General features: G+C 69.8%; 22 protein-coding genes. 12 read left to right on the top strand and 10 right to left on the bottom strand.

What is annotated here, in order from left to right; translation table 11 throughout:
• Positions 1–12 precede the first annotated feature (12 nt).
• From pstA to J4Z35_RS07130, 7 genes are all read right to left on the bottom strand, one after another.
• Entirely contained in the window at positions 13–945 is a 933-nt protein-coding gene (gene pstA, locus J4Z35_RS07160; RefSeq protein WP_006946437.1) for a phosphate ABC transporter permease PstA, read from the bottom strand.
• Positions 942–1,976: a phosphate ABC transporter permease subunit PstC gene (gene pstC, locus J4Z35_RS07155; protein ID WP_038569351.1), complete on the bottom strand. Its 1,035-nt coding sequence runs from the start codon at positions 1,974–1,976 to the stop codon at positions 942–944. Before pstC ends, pstA begins: the two co-directional genes overlap by 4 nt.
• A 120-nt stretch (positions 1,977–2,096) precedes the next feature.
• Positions 2,097–3,248, bottom strand: coding sequence for a phosphate ABC transporter substrate-binding protein PstS (gene pstS, locus J4Z35_RS07150; protein ID WP_144694184.1), 1,152 nt, complete (start codon positions 3,246–3,248; stop codon positions 2,097–2,099).
• A gap of 169 nt (positions 3,249–3,417) precedes the next feature.
• Complete coding sequence (locus tag J4Z35_RS07145; RefSeq protein ID WP_144694182.1) at positions 3,418–4,377, bottom strand: NUDIX hydrolase; 960 nt, start codon at positions 4,375–4,377, stop codon at positions 3,418–3,420.
• Complete coding sequence (locus J4Z35_RS07140; RefSeq protein ID WP_144694180.1) at positions 4,374–6,686, bottom strand: RNA degradosome polyphosphate kinase; 2,313 nt, start codon at positions 6,684–6,686, stop codon at positions 4,374–4,376. The genes J4Z35_RS07145 and J4Z35_RS07140 overlap by 4 nt, the downstream gene beginning before the upstream one ends.
• Before the next feature lie 10 nt (positions 6,687–6,696).
• Positions 6,697–7,617, bottom strand: coding sequence for a mycothiol synthase (gene mshD, locus J4Z35_RS07135; RefSeq protein WP_144694179.1), 921 nt, complete (start codon positions 7,615–7,617; stop codon positions 6,697–6,699).
• 103 nt (positions 7,618–7,720) lie between these two features.
• Positions 7,721–8,404, bottom strand: coding sequence for a response regulator transcription factor (locus J4Z35_RS07130; RefSeq protein WP_144694178.1), 684 nt, complete (start codon positions 8,402–8,404; stop codon positions 7,721–7,723).
• Positions 8,405–8,466: 62 nt separating this feature from the next.
• On the opposite strand from J4Z35_RS07130, the gene J4Z35_RS07125 reads away from it, so the two are divergent.
• Positions 8,467–8,757, top strand: coding sequence for a MoaD/ThiS family protein (locus J4Z35_RS07125; RefSeq protein WP_131941621.1), 291 nt, complete (start codon positions 8,467–8,469; stop codon positions 8,755–8,757).
• Positions 8,758–8,803: 46 nt separating this feature from the next.
• Complete coding sequence (locus J4Z35_RS07120; RefSeq protein ID WP_131941619.1) at positions 8,804–9,562, top strand: hypothetical protein; 759 nt, start codon at positions 8,804–8,806, stop codon at positions 9,560–9,562.
• A gap of 130 nt (positions 9,563–9,692) precedes the next feature.
• Here the strand turns inward: J4Z35_RS07120 and J4Z35_RS07115 are convergent, their stop codons facing one another.
• A complete protein-coding gene (locus J4Z35_RS07115) occupies positions 9,693–10,190 on the bottom strand; it encodes an FABP family protein (RefSeq protein WP_006946469.1) in 498 nt (165 codons plus the stop codon).
• Positions 10,191–10,258: 68 nt separating this feature from the next.
• The gene (locus tag J4Z35_RS07110; RefSeq protein WP_050786567.1) at positions 10,259–11,362 is read right to left on the bottom strand and encodes an LCP family protein; all 1,104 of its coding nucleotides are present in this window, start codon (positions 11,360–11,362) and stop codon (positions 10,259–10,261) included.
• 69 nt (positions 11,363–11,431) lie between these two features.
• On the opposite strand from J4Z35_RS07110, the gene J4Z35_RS07105 reads away from it, so the two are divergent.
• From J4Z35_RS07105 to manA, 7 genes are all read left to right on the top strand, one after another.
• Positions 11,432–12,598, top strand: a complete 1,167-nt coding sequence (locus J4Z35_RS07105; RefSeq protein WP_241725021.1) for a folate-binding protein — start codon at positions 11,432–11,434, stop codon at positions 12,596–12,598.
• A 395-nt stretch (positions 12,599–12,993) separates the two neighbouring features.
• On the top strand, positions 12,994–13,962 hold the full coding sequence (locus J4Z35_RS07100; protein ID WP_208065461.1) for a PRC and DUF2382 domain-containing protein: 969 nt from the start codon (positions 12,994–12,996) through the stop codon (positions 13,960–13,962).
• A 103-nt stretch (positions 13,963–14,065) separates the two neighbouring features.
• Positions 14,066–15,085, top strand: a complete 1,020-nt coding sequence (locus J4Z35_RS07095; RefSeq protein ID WP_006946416.1) for an asparaginase — start codon at positions 14,066–14,068, stop codon at positions 15,083–15,085.
• Complete coding sequence (gene dtd / locus J4Z35_RS07090) at positions 15,082–15,537, top strand: D-aminoacyl-tRNA deacylase (protein WP_006946430.1); 456 nt, start codon at positions 15,082–15,084, stop codon at positions 15,535–15,537. Before J4Z35_RS07095 ends, dtd begins: the two co-directional genes overlap by 4 nt.
• A gap of 77 nt (positions 15,538–15,614) precedes the next feature.
• A complete protein-coding gene (locus tag J4Z35_RS07085) occupies positions 15,615–15,929 on the top strand; it encodes a DUF2516 family protein (protein WP_006946484.1) in 315 nt (104 codons plus the stop codon).
• A 6-nt stretch (positions 15,930–15,935) separates the two neighbouring features.
• Complete coding sequence (locus J4Z35_RS07080) at positions 15,936–16,739, top strand: alpha/beta hydrolase (protein WP_208065460.1); 804 nt, start codon at positions 15,936–15,938, stop codon at positions 16,737–16,739.
• 34 nt (positions 16,740–16,773) lie between these two features.
• The gene (gene manA, locus J4Z35_RS07075) at positions 16,774–17,937 is read left to right on the top strand and encodes a mannose-6-phosphate isomerase, class I (protein ID WP_208065459.1); all 1,164 of its coding nucleotides are present in this window, start codon (positions 16,774–16,776) and stop codon (positions 17,935–17,937) included.
• Here the strand turns inward: manA and J4Z35_RS07070 are convergent.
• Complete coding sequence (locus tag J4Z35_RS07070; RefSeq protein ID WP_131941607.1) at positions 17,924–18,754, bottom strand: class I SAM-dependent methyltransferase; 831 nt, start codon at positions 18,752–18,754, stop codon at positions 17,924–17,926. The two genes, manA and J4Z35_RS07070, sit on opposite strands and share 14 nt — an antisense overlap.
• Before the next feature lie 170 nt (positions 18,755–18,924).
• Between J4Z35_RS07070 and mshA the strand changes: the two genes are divergently transcribed.
• The 3 genes from mshA to J4Z35_RS07055 all read left to right on the top strand — a co-directional run bounded on the left by mshA (position 18,925) and on the right by J4Z35_RS07055 (position 21,659).
• Positions 18,925–20,214 carry a D-inositol-3-phosphate glycosyltransferase gene (mshA, locus tag J4Z35_RS07065; protein ID WP_074040829.1) on the top strand — a complete coding sequence of 430 codons (1,290 nt, stop codon included), beginning with the start codon at positions 18,925–18,927 and terminating at the stop codon, positions 20,212–20,214.
• Between the two features lie 91 nt (positions 20,215–20,305).
• Positions 20,306–20,872, top strand: a complete 567-nt coding sequence (locus J4Z35_RS07060) for a YbjN domain-containing protein (protein ID WP_131941603.1) — start codon at positions 20,306–20,308, stop codon at positions 20,870–20,872.
• 40 nt (positions 20,873–20,912) lie between these two features.
• Complete coding sequence (locus J4Z35_RS07055) at positions 20,913–21,659, top strand: phosphoglyceromutase (protein ID WP_131941601.1); 747 nt, start codon at positions 20,913–20,915, stop codon at positions 21,657–21,659.
• Positions 21,660–21,961: the final 302 nt, after the last annotated feature.

Here is a 21,961-nt window from a genome sequence, read left to right as displayed (position 1 = left end):
CGCGAGCGGATGTCAGTTCTTGACCTTGCTGAAGCGGCTGATGAAGCGGCCCAGCAGGTTGAGAAGAAGGATGAGGAGGATGAGGGTGCACGCCGCCGCCCACACGCGCTGCGCGGAGGCGTCGACGGCCATGTTGTCCTTGCCGTTGTAGATCATCGTCGGCAGCGTGCCCATGAGGCCGCCGAACAGGTTCGTCGACAGCGACTTGAAGTAAGGCGCGAGGATGATGAGCGGTGCCGTCTCGCCCATGACGCGGGCGAGGCCGAGCAGCACACCGGTGACGATGCCGGAGAACGCCGTCGGGAGCACGATCTTGAGGATCGTCTTCCACTTCGGCACGCCGAGGGCGTACGCGGCCTCGCGCAGCTCGTTCGGCACGAGCTTCAACATCTCCTCCGTGGAGCGCACGACGACGGGAACCATGAGCAGCACGAGCGCCAGGCACACGGCGAACGGGATGCGGTCGAAGCCGAACGTCGTCACCCACACGGCGTAGACGAACAGCGCGGCGACGATGGAGGGGACACCGGTGAGGATGTCGACCATGAAGCTGACGATCTTCGCGGCACGGCCGCGGCCGTACTCGACGAGGTAGACGGCGGTCATCACGCCGATCGGCACGGCGATGAGAGCCGTGACGAAGGCCTGGATGAGGGTGCCCTGGATGGCGTGGGCGGCGCCGCCGGCGACCTCGCGGCGGCCGACGCCGCGCTGGCTCTTCGTCCACCAGTCGACGTGCAGGAGCAGCTCGCCGCCCTTCATGATGACGGTGGCGATGATCCACACGAGCGGTACGAGGGCGACGAGGAACGCGGCCCACATGACGACGGTGGCGATCGTGTTCTTCGTCGCGCGGCCGCCGGACTGGCCCTTGCCGGAGAGCGAGTTCTTCGACCGGGGCTCGGGAGCGGGGTTCTTCTCGAGGGAGTGGGCTGCGGTGCTCATTCGGTGAACGCCTTCCTGCGCTCGATGACGACACGGGCGATCGCGTTGACGACGAACGTCAGGATGAACAGGACGAGGCCCGCCGCGATGAAGGCCCCCGTCTTCGAGGGGTTGTCGAACTCGCCGGCGTTGTTGGCGATCTTCGAGGCGAAGGTCTCACCGCCCTTGAAGATCGAGAAGTTCCAACCCTCGCTTCCGTTGAGGGCGGAGACGATCATCATGACGGCGACGGTCTCACCGAGCGCGCGCCCGAGGCCGAGCATGGACGCGCTGATGATGCCGGGCTTGCCGAAGGGGAGCACCGCGGTGCGGATGACCTCCCACTTCGTCGCGCCGAGCGCCGTCGCCGCATCCTTGTGGGCCTGCGGCGTCTGCGCGAAGACCTCACGCGTCAGGGCCGTGATGATCGGCAGGATCATGATGGCGAGGATGATCGAGACGAAGGCGATGGTGCTCGCGGGGGAGGTGTCCGTCTTGGCGAACAGGGGGCACCAGCCCAGCACGTCCTGAATGACCTTGGCCACCGGGTCGAAGTACTGACCGACGGTGAACACGCCCCACAGGCCGTAGACGATGGACGGCACGGCCGCCAGCAGGTCGATGAGCGCAGCGCCCGGCTTCGCCAGCCACTTCGGCGCGTACTGCGTGAGGAACAGCGCGATGCACACGGCGAGCGGCACGGCGATGAGCATGGCGAGCACCGAGGAGGTGACCGTCACCCACAGCAGACGGGCGATGCCGAAGTGCATTGGGCTCGAGTCGACGTCCCAGTCCTGGGAGGTGAGGAAGTTCGAGTGGTCGTCCATGATGGCGGGAACCGCCTGGATGACGAGGAAGGCTCCGACGAGCGCGACGAGGACGACGACGAGGAGGCCCGCGCCGCGCGCGAGGCCACCGAAGATCATGTCGCCCCTGCGGCCCGTCGCTGCGCGGTCACCAGAGGGGGCGCGTTCGCCGGGGCCCTCCCCGGGGGTGTGACCGTCGTCGGGGCCGGGTGCGTCGGCCACCGAGACGCCGGTGATTGAACTCATGAGGTTTCCTGCCTCTGCTCGAGCTGGTACGGGTGGAACGCGAGACTATGGACTCGCTCCGACGCGCAGACGGGGTGCTCGGGCGCCGAAGCGCCCGAGCACCCCGTCAGGCGCTGTGCGTCACTGGATGGCGTTGACGGCCGTCTTGACCTTGCCCTGGATGTCGGCCGGCAGCGGCGCGTAACCCTGGGACTCGAGGTTCTTCTGGATGTCGTCGCCGGCGAAGTAGGTGAGGAACGACTTCACGGACTTGCCGATCTCGGCGTCCTTGTACTTCGAGCAGACGACCTCGTACGTGACGAGGACGATCGGGTAGGCGTCCGCTTCCTTCGTCGCGTAGTCGAGCTTGAGGCGCAGGTCGTTGCCCGTGCCGTCGATCTTCGCGGCGGAGATGGCCTTGGACGCAGACGCGCCGGTCAGCTCGACGGCGCCCGCGCCGTTGTCGATCTTCGCGACCTGCAGCTCGTTGTCCTTCGCGGCCGACCACTCGGCGTACGTGATGCCACCGTCGGTCGACTTCACGGACGAGGTCACGCCGGCCGTCTTGGCCTTGCCCTCGCCCTTGCCCGTCCACTTCTTGCCGGGCTCGGCCGTCCACTTGTCCTTCGCGGAGGCGGCGAGGTACTTCGTGAAGTTCTCCGTCGTGCCCGACTCGTCCGAGCGGAAGAAGACCTTGATGTCCTTGGCCGGCAGGGTGACGCCCTTGTTGACCGCGGCGATTGCCGGGTCGTTCCACTTCGTGATCTTGCCGTTGAAGATGTCGGCGAGGACGGCCGGCGTCAGCGTGATCGGGTCTTTGACGTCCTTCAGGTTGTACGAGACGGCGATCGGGCCGGTCACCATCGGGATGTTCCAGGCCTCGGAACCGCAGGCCGTCTTGGCCTCGTCGGTCTCGATCTTGCCGTCCTTCGGCTTCGTCTTGAGCGCGGAGTCGGAGCCGGCGAAGTTGACCTGGCCGGCGATGAACTGCTTGATGCCGTTGCCGGAACCGGTCGCGTTGTACGTGACGTTGTTCTCGCAGGTCTTGCCGTACTTCTCGATGGCGTCCTGGATCGCGTTGTCCTGGGCGGAGGAACCCTCGGCCTTCAGGTCCTTCTTGCCGCAGTCGGCCGAACCCGAGTCACCGCCGGACTTGGCGGCGTCCGTCGCGCTGGAGCCTGCGGACTTGGCGCCGTCGGTGGCGGAGTCGGACGACTCGCTGCCACAGGCGGACAGGGCAAGGGCGCTGGCCAGCGCGACGCCGGAGATGCGGGCGATGCTCGTGATCTTCACGGGATACAGACCTCTCGTCACAAAGTATTTCCGGGCACGTGCCTGGACGCTTGGAACCTAGGTCGTTCACGTGTCGCGAATCCCCCTTCGAGGTAAACGTTGAGTGAACGCAGTCTGAGGGGTGTGAGAGGCCTTGGGGCAGTGGGAGATTGCCGGTCGGAATCGGTGCTCAGCGTTCCAGGGGTGGGGTGCGCAACCGCTCCACCGAGACGATCTGCGCCTCCTGGCCGCCACCGAGGACCTGGCAGACGAGCACCTCGCCCTTGTCCATCCCGTGCGCCTTGATGTGGCCGAGGCAGCGACGCGTCGCCGACCCGGTCGGCGCGAGTGCGGACAACCCCGCGACGAGATCGGGGATGAGGGGGCGGTGAGTGCACAACGCCGTCGCATCGGCGCGCTCGAGGGCGCGCGTCAACTGGCGGGCGGCCTTCTCAGGACGAGCGGCGAAGGTCTCCTCCGACAGCGCGCTCTTAGTCTGCAACCGCGTCCCGCTCGCGGACGTGAACGGCTTGACCGTCTGCACGCACCGCGTCGACGACGACGACACGACGCGCTCAGGAGCCCACGCCCCGAGGACGGGGACGAGCGCAGCGGCCCGTGCGCGGCCGCGCTCGCTCAGCGGGCGGCGGGCGTCGTCGTCACCCCGATACGCGGCGCGCGCCTGGGCGTGGGCGTGACGCACGAGCAGCAGCGGCCACGTCTCGAGGCGGCCGTCACGCTCGGCTTCGAGCAGGGCGTCGAGGGGGAGGCGGTCGCGTGCGTAGGTGAGCGTTCGTCGAGCCGTCTCGACGTCGAGCCAGCGCACCTCGTCGACCTCGTGCTCGAGCACTCCGCTGCCGCCGACGACCTGGGCGGCCCAGTACCGGACGAGCTTCGTCGCGCCGTTGTCGAGGCCGTAGACGAGCTCGGGCAGGGGGATGCCGAGACGCACCTGCAGCCCCGTCTCCTCGAGCACCTCACGCGCAGCGGCCTGAGCGAACGTCTCACCGGGGTCGAGCTTGCCCTTCGGCCACGACCAGTCGTCATAGCGCGAACGATGAACGAGCGCCACCTCGATGCGGCTGCGGCGGCGGCGCCACACGAGCGCCCCGGCAGCAGGCACCAGCTCCGGGTTCTTGCCGCGCGTCACCGCCGGCGGGCCTTGCGACGACGCTTCGAGTACGCCTCGATCAGATCGGCCTGGTAGTCGTTCTTCGGCGCGCCGTCGGGCGTGAGGTTCTCCCGGATCCAGCGGCCCTCGGCGTCGAGACGCCACGACGAGGTCTGCGGGCTCATGCCGGTGGCGACGAGGTCGACGACCGTCGCGACCTGGCGCTCGTCCGTAAGCCGCACGAGCGCTTCGACGCGGCGGTCGAGGTTGCGGTGCATCATGTCGGCGCTGCCGATGTAGGCGATCGGCTCCTGGCCCTCGACGTCGAAGACGAACACACGGCTGTGCTCGAGGAAGCGCCCGAGGATCGAGCGCACCTCGATGTTCTCGCTCAGCCCGGGCACGCCCGGACGCAGCGCGGAGATGCCGCGCACGAGAACGTTGACCTTCACCCCGGCCTGCGAGGCGCGGTAGCAGGCGTCGATGATCTGCTCGTCGACGATAGAGTTGACCTTGAGTGACACGCTCGAGGCCTTGCCGGCCCTGGCCGCCTCGATGCACCGGTCGATCTGCTCGATCAAGCCAGAACGCACCGAACGCGGCGCCACGAGAAGGCGCTTGAACTTGGCGCGCGGCGCCATGCCCGACAGCTGGTTGAACAGCCGGCCCAGGTCCTCGCCCACGTCGGGGTCGGTCGTGAGCAGCCCGAGGTCCTCGTAGAGACGAGCCGTCTTGGGGTTGTAGTTGCCGGTGCCGACGTGGCAGTAGCGGCGGATGCCGTCGCCCTCATGCCGCACGACGAGGCACAGCTTCGCGTGCGTCTTGAGCCCGACCATGCCGTAGACGACGTGCACGCCCGCGCGCTCGAGCTTGCGCGCCCACGTGATGTTGTTCTCCTCGTCGAAGCGCGCCTTGATCTCGACGACGGCGAGCACCTGCTTGCCGGCCTGCGCTGCGTCGATGAGTGCCGAGATGATCGGCGAGTTGCCGCTCGTGCGGTACAGCGTCTGCTTGATGGCGAGCACGTCTGGGTCGGCTGCGGCCTGCTCGACGAACGCCTGCACCGACGTCGAGAACGAGTCGTAGGGGTGGTGCAGCAGGATGTCGCTCGAACGCATCGCGCCGAGGACGTCGGGGGCCTCGGAGCGCTCGACCGGCGCGAGCAGCGGGTGGGTCTTCGGCATGAACCGTGGCCACTGCAGCTCGCTGCGGTCGAGATCGGCGATGTCACCGAGGCCGCGCAGGTCGAGCGGCTCGGGCAGGCGGAAGACCTCGTCGTCGCTGACGCCCAGCTCACGCGTCAGCAGGTCGAGGACGTGATCGTCCATGTCGTCGGCGACCTCGAGACGCACCGCCGCGCCGAAACGGCGTCGCGTCAGCTCCTTCTCGAGGGCGGTGAGCAGGTTCTCGGCGTCGTCCTCCTCGACCTCGAGATCCTCGTTGCGCGTGACGCGGAAGGTGAATTGCTCGTGCACCTCCATGCCGGGGAACAGCACGTCGAGATGCTCGGCGATGACGTCCTCGAGGGTGACGAAGCGCGCGTCGTACAGCGGGTCCTCGCCTTCGCCCGTCGGCAGCTTGACCATGCGTGGCAGCAACGGCGGCACCTTCACGCGAGCGAAGTGCTCGCGGCCCGTCTTGGGGTCGATGAGCAGCACCGCGAGGTTGACCGACAGGCCCGAGATGTACGGGAAAGGATGCGCCGGGTCGACGGCCAGCGGGGTGAGGACGGGGTAGACCTGCGCCTCGAAGTAGGTGCCCAGGTAGTCACGGTCCGCGTCCGTCAGCTGCGAGAGCTTGAGCAGGCGGATGCCCTCATCCTCCAGGGCCGGGCGGACCTGGCGCTGGAAGATGCCGGCGTGCAGATCCATGAGGTCGTGCGAGGCGCGCGTCAGGTCGTCGAGCAGCTCGCGCGGTTCGAGACCGGACGCCGAGCGCACCGCGAGGCCGGCGGCGATGCGGCGCTTGAGGCCCGCCACACGCACCATGAAGAACTCGTCGAGGTTCGACGAGAAGATCGACAGGAAGCGGGCGCGCTCGAGCAGCGGCACGTTCGGGTCGGTCGACAGCTGCAGGACACGCTCGTTGAACTGCAGCCACGACATCTCGCGGTCGAGGAAACGGTCTGCGGGCAGCTCCGGCTCGTCAGCAGAGGCGGTCTTCGTCGACTTCGCCTTCTCCGTCGTGGCCGCCGAGCGCGCGACGTTGCGTGGACGAGAGGCCGCGCGTGGCTTGAACCGGGCGACGGCCGTCGACGGAGACGAGGGAGTAGTCTCGGGCGGCGAGTCGTCGGCGCGGCCCGCATCCTGCGGTTCCTTGGAGGCGGCGGTCTTGGGCGCAGTGCTCATGGCTCTATCTTCACATCGCCCGGGCAGGCGTGTGGACGTACATCACGTCGTGAGCAGCACGGACGAACCCACGCCGCGTGTAGGTGGCCTTGGCCGGTTCGTTGTCGCCCTCGACGTAGAGCTCGACGCTGCTCGCCCCCGCGTCACGCAGGTGAGCCAGGCCGAGGGCAGTGAGCGGCCCGGCGATGCCTCGTCCTTGCCACTCGGGTGCGACCGCGACGACGTACACCTCGCCGGCCTCGTCGCCCGGCTCGTGCTTCGTCCAGTGCGAGGCGACGAGCTCTCCGCTCGCCTCGTCCCACACGAGGATCAGACCCGCCGGGTCGAACCACTCCTGCGCCTCGCGCTCGCGGAAGTCGGCGAGCGTCATACGCCCCTGTTCGGGGTGATGCGCGAAGGCGCGCGCGTTGAGATCGACCCAGGCCTGCGCCTCGCGCTCGCTGCCGTCGTAACCGCGCGCGACCAGACCCGCGGGGAGTGCGACGTCGAACGTCTCGTCGGCGGTGAGCGGACGCGTCATGCGCCACAGCTCGCGCGCCTTGCGCGCACCGAGGCTCGCAGCGAACGCCTGGGCAGCGGGCAGATCGCCGTGGGCCCAAAGGCGTACGGGCGTCGCAGTATCGCTCCTGGACTCGTCCAGGGCCACGAGCAGAGCCCGTGCGACACCCGCGCGGCGGGCGTCGGGCGCCGTCACGAGATCGCATCCGCTTGCATCTGACTGCGCGTCGACGAGCACGCCGACCGGTGAGCCCTCCCGGGAGGCGACGAGGACGCGGGCCGGTGGCGCGAGGCGCTCGAGCGCGAACAGCGACTCCTCGTTGAGGGCGGCCACACCGTCGCTCCTCGCCGCGGAGCGCGCGAGCGCCAGCACGGCGTCGACCTCGTCGGGGCGGGCCGGGTGGACGTCGAGGTTCTGTGCGTCGATCTTCATGGCGTTCACGCTAGCGCGCACGGGTGACAACCGCGGAATGACGGGAGATTCAGAAGCCAAGATCGCGCCGCGAGCGCTGCTCGCGTCGGCCCGGACGGAAGCGTCACTCGCCGTTCACGCCACCATCGACGAAGCGGTACCCGACGTTGCGGACCGTGCCGATCGACGTCTCGTGCTCGGCTCCGAGCTTGGCCCGCAACCGTCGCACGTGGACGTCGACGGTACGCGTGCCGCCGTAGTAGTCGTAGCCCCAGACCTCCTGCAGCAGCTGCGCGCGGGTGAAGACCCGCCCCGGGTGCTGCGCGAGGTGCTTGAGCAGCTCGAACTCCTTGTAGGTGAGGTCGAGCGACCGCCCACGCACCCGCGCCGAGTACGACTCCTCGTCGATGACGAGGTCGCCGGCGGTGATCTGCGTGTTCGCCTCGTCGGGCTGCGAACCGGCGCGGGCCAGAGCCAGACGGATGCGGGCGTCGACCTCGGCGGGGCCCGCGACATCGAGGACCACGTCGCTGATCGACCACTCGGGGGTCAGTGCGACGAGGCCGCCCTCGGTGAAGATGGCGAGGACGGGCGTACCCGGCCACGCGGCCTCGACCATGCGGGTGACGCCGCGCATCGCGACGAGGTCGGTGCGCGCGTCGACGATGACGACGTCGGCGTCGAGCGGAGCGGCGAGCCGATCCGGGTCGGGCGTGCTCACGCGCACCCGGTGGCTCAGCAGCCCCAGAGCAGGAAGCACCTCGACGCTCGCGCCGCGAGCCGTCGTCAGAAGCAGGAGGTGCGCCACGCGTCAAGACTACGGTTAGCGTGGAGAGGCTGCCGGAGCATGGTCGAAGGATGGAACATCGGATGACGACAGACGTGGACGCTCGCCCGAGTGTGCGGGTGCGCTACTGGGCGGGTGCGGCGCAGGCCGCCGGGTGCGACGAGGAGAGCCTGCCGCTCGCGGTGGGTGAGGCGCCCCAGAGCCCCGAGATCACCGGCCGCGACGTACGCACGCTCATCATGCGGGCCCACCCCGACATCGAGGCCGTGCTCGCACGCTGCAGCCTGCTGCACGGCGGCCGTCGCCTCGCCGATGACGCCTCGTTCGAGCCGGCAGACGTCGTCGAGGTGCTGCCCCCGTTCGTCGGGGGATGAGCCGTCAGGGGATGAGCACCGGCGCGCGGGATGCGAGGATGGGCGCGTGACCTCCGCCAAACCACCGACGCCGTCGATGCGCGCCTCCGGCGCGTGCGCCGGAGCTGTTGCGTCCGCCGCGATCTGCGCGGCGTCCTTCGCGCCGGTGACGCTGATCGCGCTCGTCTTCGTGGTACTCGGATGTGGCCTCGCATGGGGGTGGCCGCGACTGGTCAACCTACCGAGCCCGCGCGGGACGACGTCCGTGCTGACGGGCACCGCCGTGGCGCTCGCCGTCACGATGCTCGCCAGTGGCGCCGGGGATCGCACGCGGTGGGCCGGTGCCGTCCTGTGCGTCGGGCTCATCGCGAGCTTCCTGCACCAACTGCTGCGCGAGGACGGGCGTCCGCGCCTCGTCATGACGCTCGCCGGCACGGCGCTCGGCCTCGGCGTGCTCGGGGCAGGCGCCTACTTCATCGACGCCGCCGACTCGTCGCAGACGCGCCACCTCATGCTCGCCACAGGCCTCGCGACGCTCGTCGGCAGCGTCCTCGACGGCGTGGCGGGGGCGACGTCACGGCGCCTCGAACTGGGTGCGGCGCAGTGCGTGCTCGGCGCGATCGCCGGGTGCGGCGCCGTCATCGCGGGCGCATCGGTCGCGTCGGCCGCCCTGGCTGGTGGCGCGGCGGGCCTGTTGTCGTGGGCGTGCCTGCGTACGACGGTGACGCTCGCGACGTCCGCCCACACGCGGGCGCAGCTCGCCGCGGGGTGTGCGTGCGTCCTCGTCTGTGGCCTCGTGCCCGTCGCGGTGGCGCGTCTCGTCTGAGCGCCCGCAAGCCCGGTTGTCCGCATCGGCTCGTCGGCACTTGCCGCTCGAACCACCACGGACGCCGATGGGCGCCGCACCCGGCGAGGGAGGCGGCGCCCATCGGCGCGTCAGGCAGGAGCGCAGCACGTCAGTCGACGCGCTTGAGCTCGGCCGAGGCGTAGCTCTGCAGCGGTTTGCCGTTGAGCGCCGCGTCGTAGGCCCACATGAGGTTGGAGTTGACGTAGCCGAGCATGCGCGCGCCGGCCGTGTACTCGGGCGCCTGCGGCGAGCGGATGACGCCGTCGGTGCGCAGTTCGATCTTCGCGGGGGAGGTGTTGCCGTAGTACATCTCCACGATGCCGCTCGGGTGCGTCACCATGAACTCGACCTCGTTGTTCTCCAGCGGGCGCCAGTAGCCGAACTCCGTGTCGATGGCGTCCGTTTTGTTGCCCTGCTCGTCGAGCTTCCACATGCGCGAGTGCCACTCGAGGAAGGGGCGCTCGTCGTGGCTGACGACGAGTTCCTGGCCGAAGTTGGCCGACTCCATGCCGGGGTAGCCGATGACACCGGCGCCCTCCCAGCGGCCGACGAGCCAGGCGAGGGGGGCGAGTTCGATGGGCATGTTGACATCAAGTTCGAAAGGCACGGCACCAGGTTATCCGGTGACGTGCCTCTCGATCGAGCCGCGCGCAGGGGCTTTCCGCGTCCTGGGCCTCAGCTCGCAGCGCCCACGCGCCCGTTCGGGACGCCGGACATGTCGTCCTTGCGCAGGCCGTCGCTCAGCTTCTCGAGGCCTGCCTCATCGACGTAGTCGACCGATCCTGCGGCGCCCTCGTTGCCGAAACCGGTGTACGGCGCCGTGTAGAAGGTGATGTTCTGCGTGTCGAGGTCGCGCAGGCTGTAGGCGAGGCTCGTCATGTACCCAGAGGTGAATCCGTCGTCGACGGCCAGGTTGTCGGAGATGTCGCCGACGAGCTTGGTGATGGTCACCGGGTTGGTCAGGACGCCCTGGGTCTTGGCCTTCTTGAACATGGCGAGAATCCAGGCCTGCTGGTTCTTGCCACGGTCGATGTCGCCGTTCTTGAGCTGGTGACGCTCCTGGACGTAGTGGCGCGCCTGGGTGCCGTTCATGTGGTTCATGCCCTTGGACCAGCTGCCGTATCCCTTCTCGTCGAAGGCCTGCGGCACGTAGATGTCGACGCCGCCCATGTCGTCGGTGAGCTTCTCGAAGCCCTTGAACCCGATCTGCGCGACGTGATCGATGTGGACGTTCGTCGCCTTCTCGATCGTCTGGATGAGCAGGGTCGGGCCGCCGTACGCGTAGGCGGCGTTGATCTTGTTCTTGCCGTGGCCCGGGATGTCGACGTAGTAGTCGCGCGGGAAGTGCACGACGGAGACCTGCTTGCGGTCGTTGCTGATGTGGACGAGCTGGATGACGTCGGAACGGCTTCCGTCACGCAGGCTCGTGTTACGGCTGTCCGAGCCGAGCAACAGGATGTTCTGGGCGTCCCCGGCCGCGGCGTCTCGCGTCACGTTCGAGCTCGGCAGGAGCTTCTCGCGCGAGACGTTCGAGTCGAACACGTACTTGAGGTACAGGAAGAACCCGCCGATGACGAGGGCGACGATGAGCAGCAGCGCGAGCAGCGTGTAGAGCAGGACACGCAGCTTGCTACGCCTCCGTCGCCGGCCGGGGGCCTTCGTCGCGCGGGAGCTGGCACCGTCGCTCGTCTCGCCCGTCGCGCTCGTGCCGTCGTGGGGCGAAGGGCCCGGGGTGCCGGGCGCGTCGTCGGCGTGCGGCATCGAGGTCTCGTCTGACATGGCCCCAGCATAGGTGGGCCGACCGAGGCTCACCTGGGAGCCGCGCGGACCCGCGCGTACGGTGGTGCGGTGAATGATATGCAGCCCCTGCCCCCTGAGGTCTCGGACGCGGACCGGGCCACGAATCCGGACACCGTCGACGCCGCCCATGCCGGCGCGACGACGAACGCCCCCGCGTCGCAGCATGAGGCGGCCCACGCGGGCGACCGCTCGCCGTCCCTCGACCTGCCCGGCGCCGTGGCGGCCGACGGCGTCTGGGCGTCGGTGCCCGCCCACTACGGCAACCCGGTCGCCGAGCAGCGTGCGCTCGAGCAGGGCCGGGCTCACGTCGACCTGTCGGCCCGCGGCGTCGTGCGGGTCGCCGGCCCCGACCGCCTCTCCTGGCTGCACTCGATGACGACGCAGCACCTCGCCGACCTGGCGCCGTTCACCTCGACGGAGACGCTCGTGCTCAGCCCGCACGGGCACGTCGAGTTCGCCCTGCACGTCGTCGACGACGGCGAGGCGACGTGGCTGACGACCGATCCCGGTCGCAGCGCCGAATTGGCCGCATGGCTGCGACGCATGCAGTTCATGCTGCGCGTCGAGGTGGCAGACGTCTCCGACGAACACGCAGTCATCGGTGAGGTGAACGACGAGGAGTCGACCCCCGAGCAGGTGCGTGAGACCGGCGTCATCGCCTGGCGTGACCCGTGGCCGGCGCTCGGCCCCGTGAGCGCGGCGTACGGTCCGAGCGCGCAGCACCCTGGTTCGGAGCGTCGGTGGCGCGAACTCATCGTGCCGCGCGAGCGGTTCGAGGCGGTCTTCGCCGAGGCTCAGCCGGCGGGCCTATGGGCCGCGGAGGCGCTGCGCGTCGCGGCCTGGCGACCCGACGGGCTGCTCGAGGTCGACCACCGGACCATTCCGCACGAGCTCGACTGGCTGCGCAGCGCCGTGCATCTGCAGAAGGGGTGCTACCGGGGGCAGGAGACCGTCGCCCGCGTCCACAACCTGGGTCGCCCGCCGCGGCGGTTGGCGTTCGTCCATCTCGACGGCAGCGACCACACGCTGCCCGAGGTCGGCGCCGAGGTCATGGTGCCCGGAGCCCCCCGTGCTGCGGGTCGGCTGACGTCAGTGGCGCGTCACCACATCGACGGGCCGATCGGCCTCGTCGTGCTCAAGCGTTCAACCCCAGCCGACGCGCCGCTGCTGATCGGCGGGGTGGCCGCCGCGCAGACCGTCATCGTCGCGCCCTGAGTGTTCGCGGCCTGATGCTCGGGGCGGGGTCAAGGGGTCCTGACCGTGCAGGGTCTCAGATGAGTCTACCGGGACGGGATGCAAAAAATGTGATTCATGTCACAAAACCGATGGGTAGCGGTTGTCTGTATTGGCCATAGGGGTGGAGCTGTCACCCCTATGAGGCCGCAAAACGGCCCTGAAGCGTGTCGGGGTCCACTCCCACGGGTGAGATCCGAGGGGCGGGTGACGCGGAGGAGACCCCCAGGTTGCATCCTGTCCAGACCCCTTTCGCGGCCGGGGGTGGTGACAGCGGCCAGGAAAAATGATCGGCTGATGCCAAGCCGCACGGCGACCTGGACGGATGCGAATCCGGTCGGATCGGCGTGCATCCGCCATCACGAAGGAGAACGAAAATGCTTTCCGTTGACGACGTTCTGGCCACCCGATCCGGCAAGGCCTACGACAGCGACGGCGACAAGATCGGTTCGGTCGGCGAGGTCTACCTGGACGACCAGACGAGCCAGCCCGCCTGGGTCACGGTCAACACGGGCCTGTTCGGTACCTCCGAGTCCTTCGTCCCGCTCGAGGGCGCCCGCGTCGAGGGTGAGGACCTGTACCTCCCCTACACGAAGGCCAAGATCAAGGACGCCCCGCGTCAGGACGCTGACAAGCACCTCGACGTCGAGCAGGAAGAGGCGCTCTACCGCTACTACGGCCTGTCGAACGGTGGCACGACGCACGACGGTGAACGTCGTGACTTCGACGGCCGCGACGCCGCTGCCGCCGGCACGGCCGGAACCGCCGGTCACCACGACCACGACGCCAAGGACCGTGTGGAGGGTCGCGTCGACGAGGCTCGCGCCGACCACGAGTTCCGCAAGGAAGAGCACGACGAGCGTCGCGTCGAGCGTGACGAGCGCAACCTTGAGCGCGACGAGAACGGCGTCGTTCTTCACGAGGAGCGCCTCAACGTCGCCAAGGAGCGTCGTGAGGCCGGCAAGGCTCGCCTGCGCAAGTACGTCGTCACCGAGCAGCAGCAGGTCGACGTCCCCGTCACCCGCGAAGAGGTTCACGTGACCCGTGAGCCCGTCAACGAGCGCGTCGACGGCAACGTCCAGCTCGGCGAGGAGACGCAGACGGTGACGCTGCACGAGGAGCGCCCGGTCGTCGACAAGGAGACCGTCGCCACCGAGCGCGTCGGCCTCGACGTCGACCAGGTCCAGGAGACGCAGCGCGTCCAGGCGGAGGTCGGTCACGAAGAGGTCCGCGTCGAGAACGGCGTCGAGGGCACGCGTGGCACCGACGGCGTCCGCGACGGTGACGACCGCTCCTTCGCCGACAAGGCCAAGGACAAGGTTCGCGACGTCAAGGACAACCACTGAGGTTGACCGCATCTAGCCTCGGCTAGTCGCAGACGAAGGCCCGTCGCTCCCTGGGGGAGTGACGGGCCTTCGTCATGCCCGCGCCAGCCCGTAAGGTCGGAGCATGAGTTCGCCCACCGCTGATCAGATCATCGCGAGGCTCGCCGGGGCGCCGGTCATGGCCCGCGTCGACCGCTCGGGTTTCGTCGAGTCCGTCCACCGTGCGCTCGCGTGCGTCACCACTGCCAAGGGGGCCGTTCAGGCCGCGTGGGGCGAGCCGGACGTCGTCATCTACCCTCGCTCGTCGAACAAACCGTTGCAGGCGCTCGCGATGGTGCGTGCCGGCCTCGATCTGCCGCCGCAGCTGCTCGCGCTCGTGTGCTCGAGCCACTCGGGTGAGCGCTTCCACCTCGAGGGGGTGCGCAGCATCCTCGAACGGCACGGCCTGAGCGTCGAGGACCTGCAGAACACCCCCGACCTGCCGTACGACGACGTCGATCGTCGCCAGTGGCTGCGTGAGGGCCGCGAGCCCGAGTCGCTGGCCCAGAACTGCTCCGGCAAGCACGCCGGCATGCTCGCGACGTGCGTCGTCAACGGCTGGGACACGACGACCTACCGCGACGTCGACCACCCGCTGCAGCGACTCATGGCCACCACGCTCGAGCAGATCGCCGACGACACCGTCGAGGCGACTGGCGTGGACGGTTGTGGTGCTCCCGTCATGACGCTGAGCATGGACGGGCTGGCGCGTGCCTTCGGGCGACTTGCCGCGGCGGCGCCCGGCAACGCAGAGGCGCGGGTGGCCGATGCGATGCGCGCCGCGCCGCGCTACCTCGGGGGCACACGCCGCGACGTCACGAAACTCGTCGAGGGCGTCGATGGCCTCATCGCGAAGGACGGGGCGGAGGCCGTCTACGCGATCGGCCTCGCCGACGGACGCGGCGTCAGCGTCAAGATCGCCGACGGCTCCCAGCGCGCGCGCCCCGTCGTGGCTGCGGCGATCCTGCGGGCGATGGGGGTGGACGCGCCGGTGCTGGACGATCTCGCGTCGGCACCGATCCTCGGCCACGGTGAGCCCGTGGGCGCTGTCACGGCCGTGCTGCCGGAGCCGACGACGGGTTCGCTCGCCGCGGCGCACCGATGAGGGCCGTCCTGCAGCGAGCGCTCGAGGGGAGCGTCAGCGTCGCGGGCGAGGTCGTCGGCCGACTCGACGCGCCGGGTCTCGTCGTCCTGCTCGGCGCCACCCATGACGACGGCGGCGCCCAGGTCGCGGCGATGGCGCGCAAGATCGCCGGGTTGCGCATCATGCCCGGGGAGGTCAGCGTCAGCGACCTGCACGCCGGCGACCTCGAGACAGGTGAGGCGTGCACCCGCCTGCTCGTCGTCAGCCAGTTCACGGTGTACGGCGACACGCGCAAGGGTCGGCGCCCGTCGTGGGGAGCGGCTGCGCCGGGTGAGGTCGCGGAACCGCTCGTCGACGCCGTCGTGGCGGCGCTGCGCGGCGAGGGGTTGCGCGTGGCGACGGGCCGCTTCGGCGCTGACATGCGTGTGAGCCTCGTCAACGACGGGCCGTTCACCGTCGTCGTCGAAGTGTGAGGGCGACGTCCCCGGCCGCCACCTCGAGAACGCCCCGTCCGGCGCGGGTTGTCGGACCTCTCGCCTAGGCTGGAGGCATGGAGGTCATCTCTCAGATCCAGGCGTACGCGATGGTGGCGTTGGGCGTCATCGTGCTCGGCGTCGAGATCTTCGCACTCATCGAGGCCGCGCGCGGTTCGGCGATCATGTATCAGGTGCACGGCAAGCTCTCGAAGCCCGCGTGGTTGGCGATCACGGCGGTCGCCGTCCTGCTCGGTTTCATCTCGCTGCTGCGGCCCGTCAGCCTGCCGGGCATCATCGGCATCGTCGCCGCCGGGGTGTTCCTCGCCGACGTCCGACCCATCGTCCGACCGAACAAGCCGAATTCCAACGGCCCGTACGGCCCCTGGTGATCCGCGGTGGCTGCTGAGTTCGTCGACGGCCCGAGCGGCCCGCTCGAGGTGGTGCGCTCCGGTCGCGGGGAGCCGGTGACGGTGTTCGCGCACGGCATGGGCGCCTCCATCCCCTCGACGCGTCCGTACGCCTCGGGCGTCTCGGGCACGCGCGTCTTCTTCCACTTCCGTTCGCACGGCCGCTCGGCGCCGGCGTTCGACGGGTGGGACTACGACCACACCGCCGACGAACTCCTGGCCGTCAGCGACCATGTCGCGGCGACGCGGGCGCTGGGTGTTTCGATGGGTGCCGGTTCGCTCCTGCGCGTCCTGCTGCGCGACCCACGACGCTTCGAGCGGGTCGTCCTCGTGATCCCCGCCGTCGTCGACTCGCCGCGCAACAGCGCGGGCCTCGTGCGCTACGAGGCGATGGCGCAGGCCTCGCGTGACGGCGACGCCGCCACGATCCGTGCCCAGCTGGAGCGCGAGCTGCCGGCGTCGGCGCGTGGAAGTGACGCGGCGCAGGCCTGGGTCGATCAGCAGACCGAGGTGTTCCTGCGCCCCGGCATGGCCGAGGCGTTGCGCGACATGCCACACGCCGTCCCGGTCGCCGACGTCGAGGCGCTGCGCGGCCTCGAGCTGCCCGTGCTCATCCTCGCCCAGCGCGGCGACGAGGTGCACCCGGTGAGCTCGGCCGAGCGTCTCGCACAACATCTGCCGAACGCGCGTCTCGAGGTCTTCGACGAGCACGGGCTGCTGTGGGGGCACCGCGCGCGGGTGCGGAAGGTCGTGGGGGAGTTCTTCGACGACCCCGCCGACGACATACGATGACGCCCGTCATGGGTGCAGTGGGGGAGGGGGCGCCGTGCTGAAGTTCGAGCCGTTCATCAAGGATTACGCGTGGGGTTCGCGTGAGGCGTTGGCAAGCCTCGCCGGGCGCGCGCCGAGCGAGGAACCCGAGGCCGAGCTGTGGGTGGGGGCTCACGAAGCGGGGCCGGGCACGTTCGATCAGGGGGGACGTCGCTGCGGCCTCGACGAGCACATTGCGAGCGACCACGCCCACCATCTCGGTGCCCGCTCGCGTGAGCGTTTCGGCGACCGTCTGCCGTTCCTGCTCAAGATCCTCGCGGCCGACAAGGCCCTGTCGATCCAGGCGCACCCGGACGCGAGCCGCGCGGCGTCGGCGCCGGAGGGCACCTACTCCGATGCGTGGCCGAAGCCCGAGGCGTGGATCCCCCTCGTCGAGAGCGAGGCGTTCGCCGGCTCGTTGCCCTTCGCGCAGGTGCAGGAGCGCCTCCGCGCGCTCGGCCTCGTGAGCCTCGAGGCGATGATCGACGCCGCGCGCGGCACCGAGCGTCCCGAGCACGCGCTGCTCAGCATGATCCTCACGCTCGAGACGGAGCGTCAGGGCCCGTTCGTGCAGGAGGTCGTCGCGGCGCTCGAGAGCGTCGTCAAGACGATCGAGGACGACGCCGAGGCGCGCGCCCTGCGCACGGTCCTCACCGTGCACGAGCAGTTTCCGGGCGACATCGGCGTCGTCGTCCTGCTCACGATGCAGCACCACCTCATGACGCCCGGGCGCAGCTACTTCATCGGCGCTGGCGTCCTGCATTCCTTCGTCCGCGGCACGAGCGTCGAGATCCTCGCGAACTCGGACAACGTCGTCCGCGGCGGGTTGACGCCGAAGAAGGTCGACGTCGCCGAACTGCTCGCCATCGTCGACGTGTCGACGCCCGTGACGGCGGACGAACCCCGGCGCCCGCAGCCCGGGATGGCGCGATACCACTCCGAGGTGCCGCACTTCGCGCTGTGGGAGCTTCGACCTCAGAGTGAGCCCCTTGACGTGCCCGCCCACGGCGCGCCCGGTCTCCTGCTCGCGCTCGATGCGCCCGTCAGCGTCGAGTGCGCCGACGAGCGTCTGATGCTCGGGCCCCTGGAGTGCGCGTGGTGGCCGGCGGGCGACCCACCGGCGCGCGTCACCGGTGAGCGGGGCGCGAGGTTGTTCGTCGCGACGCTCAACGACGAGTGATGCGGGCGCCGTCGTCCGCGGGTGCCACGGCTGCCCAGGCGACGGTGATCTCGCCGAGGCGCCAGCGGTGGACGTCGTCGAGCAGCGGCCAGCCCGACGCCCGCATCGCGCGGGCCGTCGCGATGAACCGCTGACGAGCCCCGTGCGGCGCCAGCGGCGCACTGAGCGTCCAGTGGTGTGACAGTGCAGCGAGGTAGTCGTGGATGCGCTCGCCGGGCACGTTGCGGTGGATGAGGGCCTTGACGAGCCTCGGGGCGATGTCCGCGGGGTCGGCGAGGCCCGCGAGGCGGTAGGAGAGCGTGAGGCTGACGGGCCCGCTCGCCTCGAGCGCCACCCACGTCGAACGGCGCCCCAGCTCGTCACACGTGCCGTCGAGCAGCAGCCCGCCCGGCGCCAACCGCTCGAGCACGTGCGCCCAGGCGCCGGCCACCTCGCTCTCGTCGTACTGACGCAGCACGTTCGCGGCCCGCACGATGACAGGGCGCTCGCCGCCCGGTAGCGGCACCTCGAAACCGCCACGGGCGAAGCTCAACCCCTCCAGCGGCGTGCGCGCGATCAGTCGCCGGCCCATCTCGACGCGGCTCGGTTCGATCTCGATGCCGACGGTGCGCACGTCACGGCGCACCGCGCGCAGTCGCGTGTGCAGTTCGACGGCGGTGATGGGGGAGGCCCCGTACCCGAGATCGACGACGACGGGCGAGCCCTCCGAGCGGCGCAGCCGCCAGGCCTGCGGCCCCGCCAGCCACCGGTCTTGACGGCGCAGCCGGTTGGCGTTGGTCGTGCCGCGGGTGACGGCGCCGACGGGTCGGGAATGCACGTGGCGAATCTACCGTTGCGGATGTCGTGGACGAATCCGACGTGAACGATGCCGCTGCCCGCGCGTGGCTACCGAGCGCCTCCGCCGCACCGTCGGACGGGCGCGAAGGAACGAGTCCGGCCACCTCGGCGTCCGGTGAGGCTCCAGAGCGCGAGGTCAAGCACGTCGCCATGGTGAGCGTCCACACCTCACCGCTGTCGCAGCCGGGGACGGGTGACGCGGGCGGCCTCAACGTCTACGTCGTCGAGACGGCGAAGCGGCTCGCGCAACGCGGCGTCGCCGTCGACATCTTCACGCGGCGCACGAGCGCGTCCGTGGGTGAGCAGGTCGAACTGGCGCCCGGCGTGACCGTCCACCACATCGCCGCCGGGCCGTACGAGGGGCTCGGCAAGGACGATCTGCCGGGCCAGCTGTGCGCGTTCGCGGCCGGCATGATGCGGGTCGGCGCGTCGAAGCCGGAGGGGTACTACGACCTCGTGCATTCCCACTACTGGCTCTCGGGCCAGGTCGGGTGGCTCGCGGCCGACCGGTGGCGGGTGCCTCTCATCCACACGATGCACACGATGGCGCGGGTCAAGAACAGTCAGCTCGCCGCGGGTGACACTCCCGAGCCGGCGGGGCGCGAGATCGGTGAGGAGCAGGTCGTCGACGCGGCCACGACGCTCGTCGCCAACACCCCCGGCGAGGCCCGGGAACTCATCGACCTCTACGGAGCCGACCCGGCGAGGGTCACCGTCGTCACCCCCGGCGTCGACCTCGACGTGTTCAGCGCGGGCGACGACATCGTCGCCGAACGTCATGCTGCGCGAGCGGAACTCGGCTTCGAGGAGGACGCTGACGTTGTCCTCTTCGTCGGCCGCATCCAGCCGCTCAAGGCGCCCGACGTCCTCGTGCGCGCCGTCGCTCGCATGATCGAGGACGCCCCGTGGCGCCGCGAGAAGCTGCGACTCGTCATCGTCGGCGGGCCGTCGGGCTCAGGCCTCGACAAGCCCCTCGCGCTGCAGGCGCTCGCGCGCGAGCTGGGCGTCAAGGACGTCGTCGACTTCGTGCCGCCCGTCTCGCGGCGCGAACTCGTCACCTGGTTCCATGCGACGGATGTCGTCGCGGTGCCGTCGCACAGCGAGTCGTTCGGGCTCGTCGCGATCGAGGCGTCCGCCTCCGGCACGCCCGTCGTGGCCGCGGCGGTCGGTGGGCTGCCGACGGCCGTCGGAGACGGCGGCGTCCTCGTCGACGGCCACGACCCGGCGACGTGGGCGCAGGAGCTCGCTGCATTGCTCGACGACCCGCCACGCATCGATGAACTGGGCCGTCGCGCCGCCCGCCACGCTCAGGACCACAGCTGGGACGCGAGCGTCGACAAGCTCCTCGCCGTCTACGAGGACGCGTGCCGGCGGGAGACGAGCTCCGACATCGACGCCTCCCGTGCGCTCGCCGGTGTACCCAGCGCCATCGTGCCGTGACGGTCTGACGGTCTGAGCGTGCGACGGCCTGACGGTGCGAAGGCCTGACCGGGTGATGCCGCGAGCGGCGACGGCCGCGTAGGTTGGTGTCATGTCTGACGCTGACCTGGTCGAAGCCGCCACCGCCCTCGTGCGCGAATGGTTGGAGGAATCCGGCCTCGAATGGGATCTCGGGGCGCGCGAGCGCGAGTTCGTCGTCACGCTGCCGGGGGAGAAGAAGCTCAAGACGGTCGTCTCGCTCGTCGTCGGGGATCGCACGCTCAAGGCGATGGCGTTCGTCGTGCGCAACCCCGACGAGAACCACGAGGACGTCTACCGGCTGCTCCTGCAGCGCAACCTGCGCCTGCCGGGCGTCGCCTACGGCATCGACTCCTCCGGCGACGTCTACCTCACCGGCCGACTGCCGCTGGCGGGGCTCGACACGGCGGGCCTCGACGTCCTGCTCGGCGCGATGCTCGAGGCGAGCGACGGCATCTTCAACGACGTCCTCGCGCGTGGCTTCCTGTCGTCGATGAAGAAAGAATGGCACTGGCGCGTCACGCATGACGAGTCGACGCGCAACCTCGACGCCTTCCGCCACCTCCTCGAGAACGACCGCGACGACGAGGCTAGGGCGGACGATGAGGCAACGGCGAAAGATCCGACCACCGAGCCGTGACGCCCCACCCTCACACGGGCGTCGGCGATAGGCTGGAGGCATGACGCACACGCTGATCCTGCTCCGTCACGGAGAGTCCGACTGGAACGCCAAGAACCTGTTCACCGGGTGGGTCGACGTGCCCCTCACCGACAAGGGCAGGGCCGAGGCCACGCACGGCGGTGAACTGCTCGTCGAGAACGGCATCCTGCCCGACGTCGTCCACACGTCGCTGCTGCGCCGCGCCATCATGACGGCCAACCTCGCACTCGACGCAGCCGACCGTCACTGGATCCCGGTCAAGCGCAGCTGGCGCCTCAACGAGCGGCACTACGGCGCCCTCCAGGGCAAGAACAAGGCCGAGACGCTCGCCACGTACGGCGAAGAGCAGTTCATGACGTGGCGCCGCTCCTTCGACACGCCCCCGCCGCCCATCGAGAAAGGCAGCGAGTGGAGTCAGGACGCCGACCCGCGCTACGCCGACCTCGGTGACGACGCGCCGCTGACGGAATGCCTCAAGGACGTCATCGAGCGCTTCCTGCCCTACTGGCACGACGAGGTCGTCCCCGACCTGCAGGACGGCAAGACGGTGCTGCTCGCCGCGCACGGCAACTCGCTGCGCGCCGTCGTCAAGCACCTCGACGGCATCAGTGACGACGACATCGTCGGCGTCAACATCCCCACCGGCATGCCCCTCGTCTACGAACTTGACGACAACTTCGAGCCCGTCACCAAGGGTGGACGCTACCTCGACCCCGAAGCCGCCGCCGCAGCCGCTGCCGCCGTCGCCAATCAGGGCAAGAAGTAAGCACCCGCATCTGATGAAGCCCGCCACACCGATCGGTGTGGCGGGCTTCATCAGATCTGGTGCCCAGCGCGCGTTTTGTTTTGCGCGCTTCGTCAACGCTCGCCGACGCTGGAGCTGGCTGGCCTCGCAAGTTCGGGCCCCAGCCCCGCGGCGACGAGCTTGATCCTCAGCGCGCGTTTCCTCTTGCGCGCTTCGTCAACGCTCGCCGACGCTGGAGCTGGCTGGCCTCGCAAGCTCGGGCCCCAGCCCCGCGGCGACGAGCTTGATCCTCAGCGCGCGTCGCGCGAGAGGCCCTCGTCCGG

The sequence above is a fragment of the Dermacoccus sp. NHGro5 genome (assembly GCF_017565385.1).
GTDB lineage: Bacteria > Actinomycetota > Actinomycetes > Actinomycetales > Dermatophilaceae > Dermacoccus > Dermacoccus nishinomiyaensis.
This window is presented reverse-complemented; position numbering and strand designations above follow the sequence as displayed.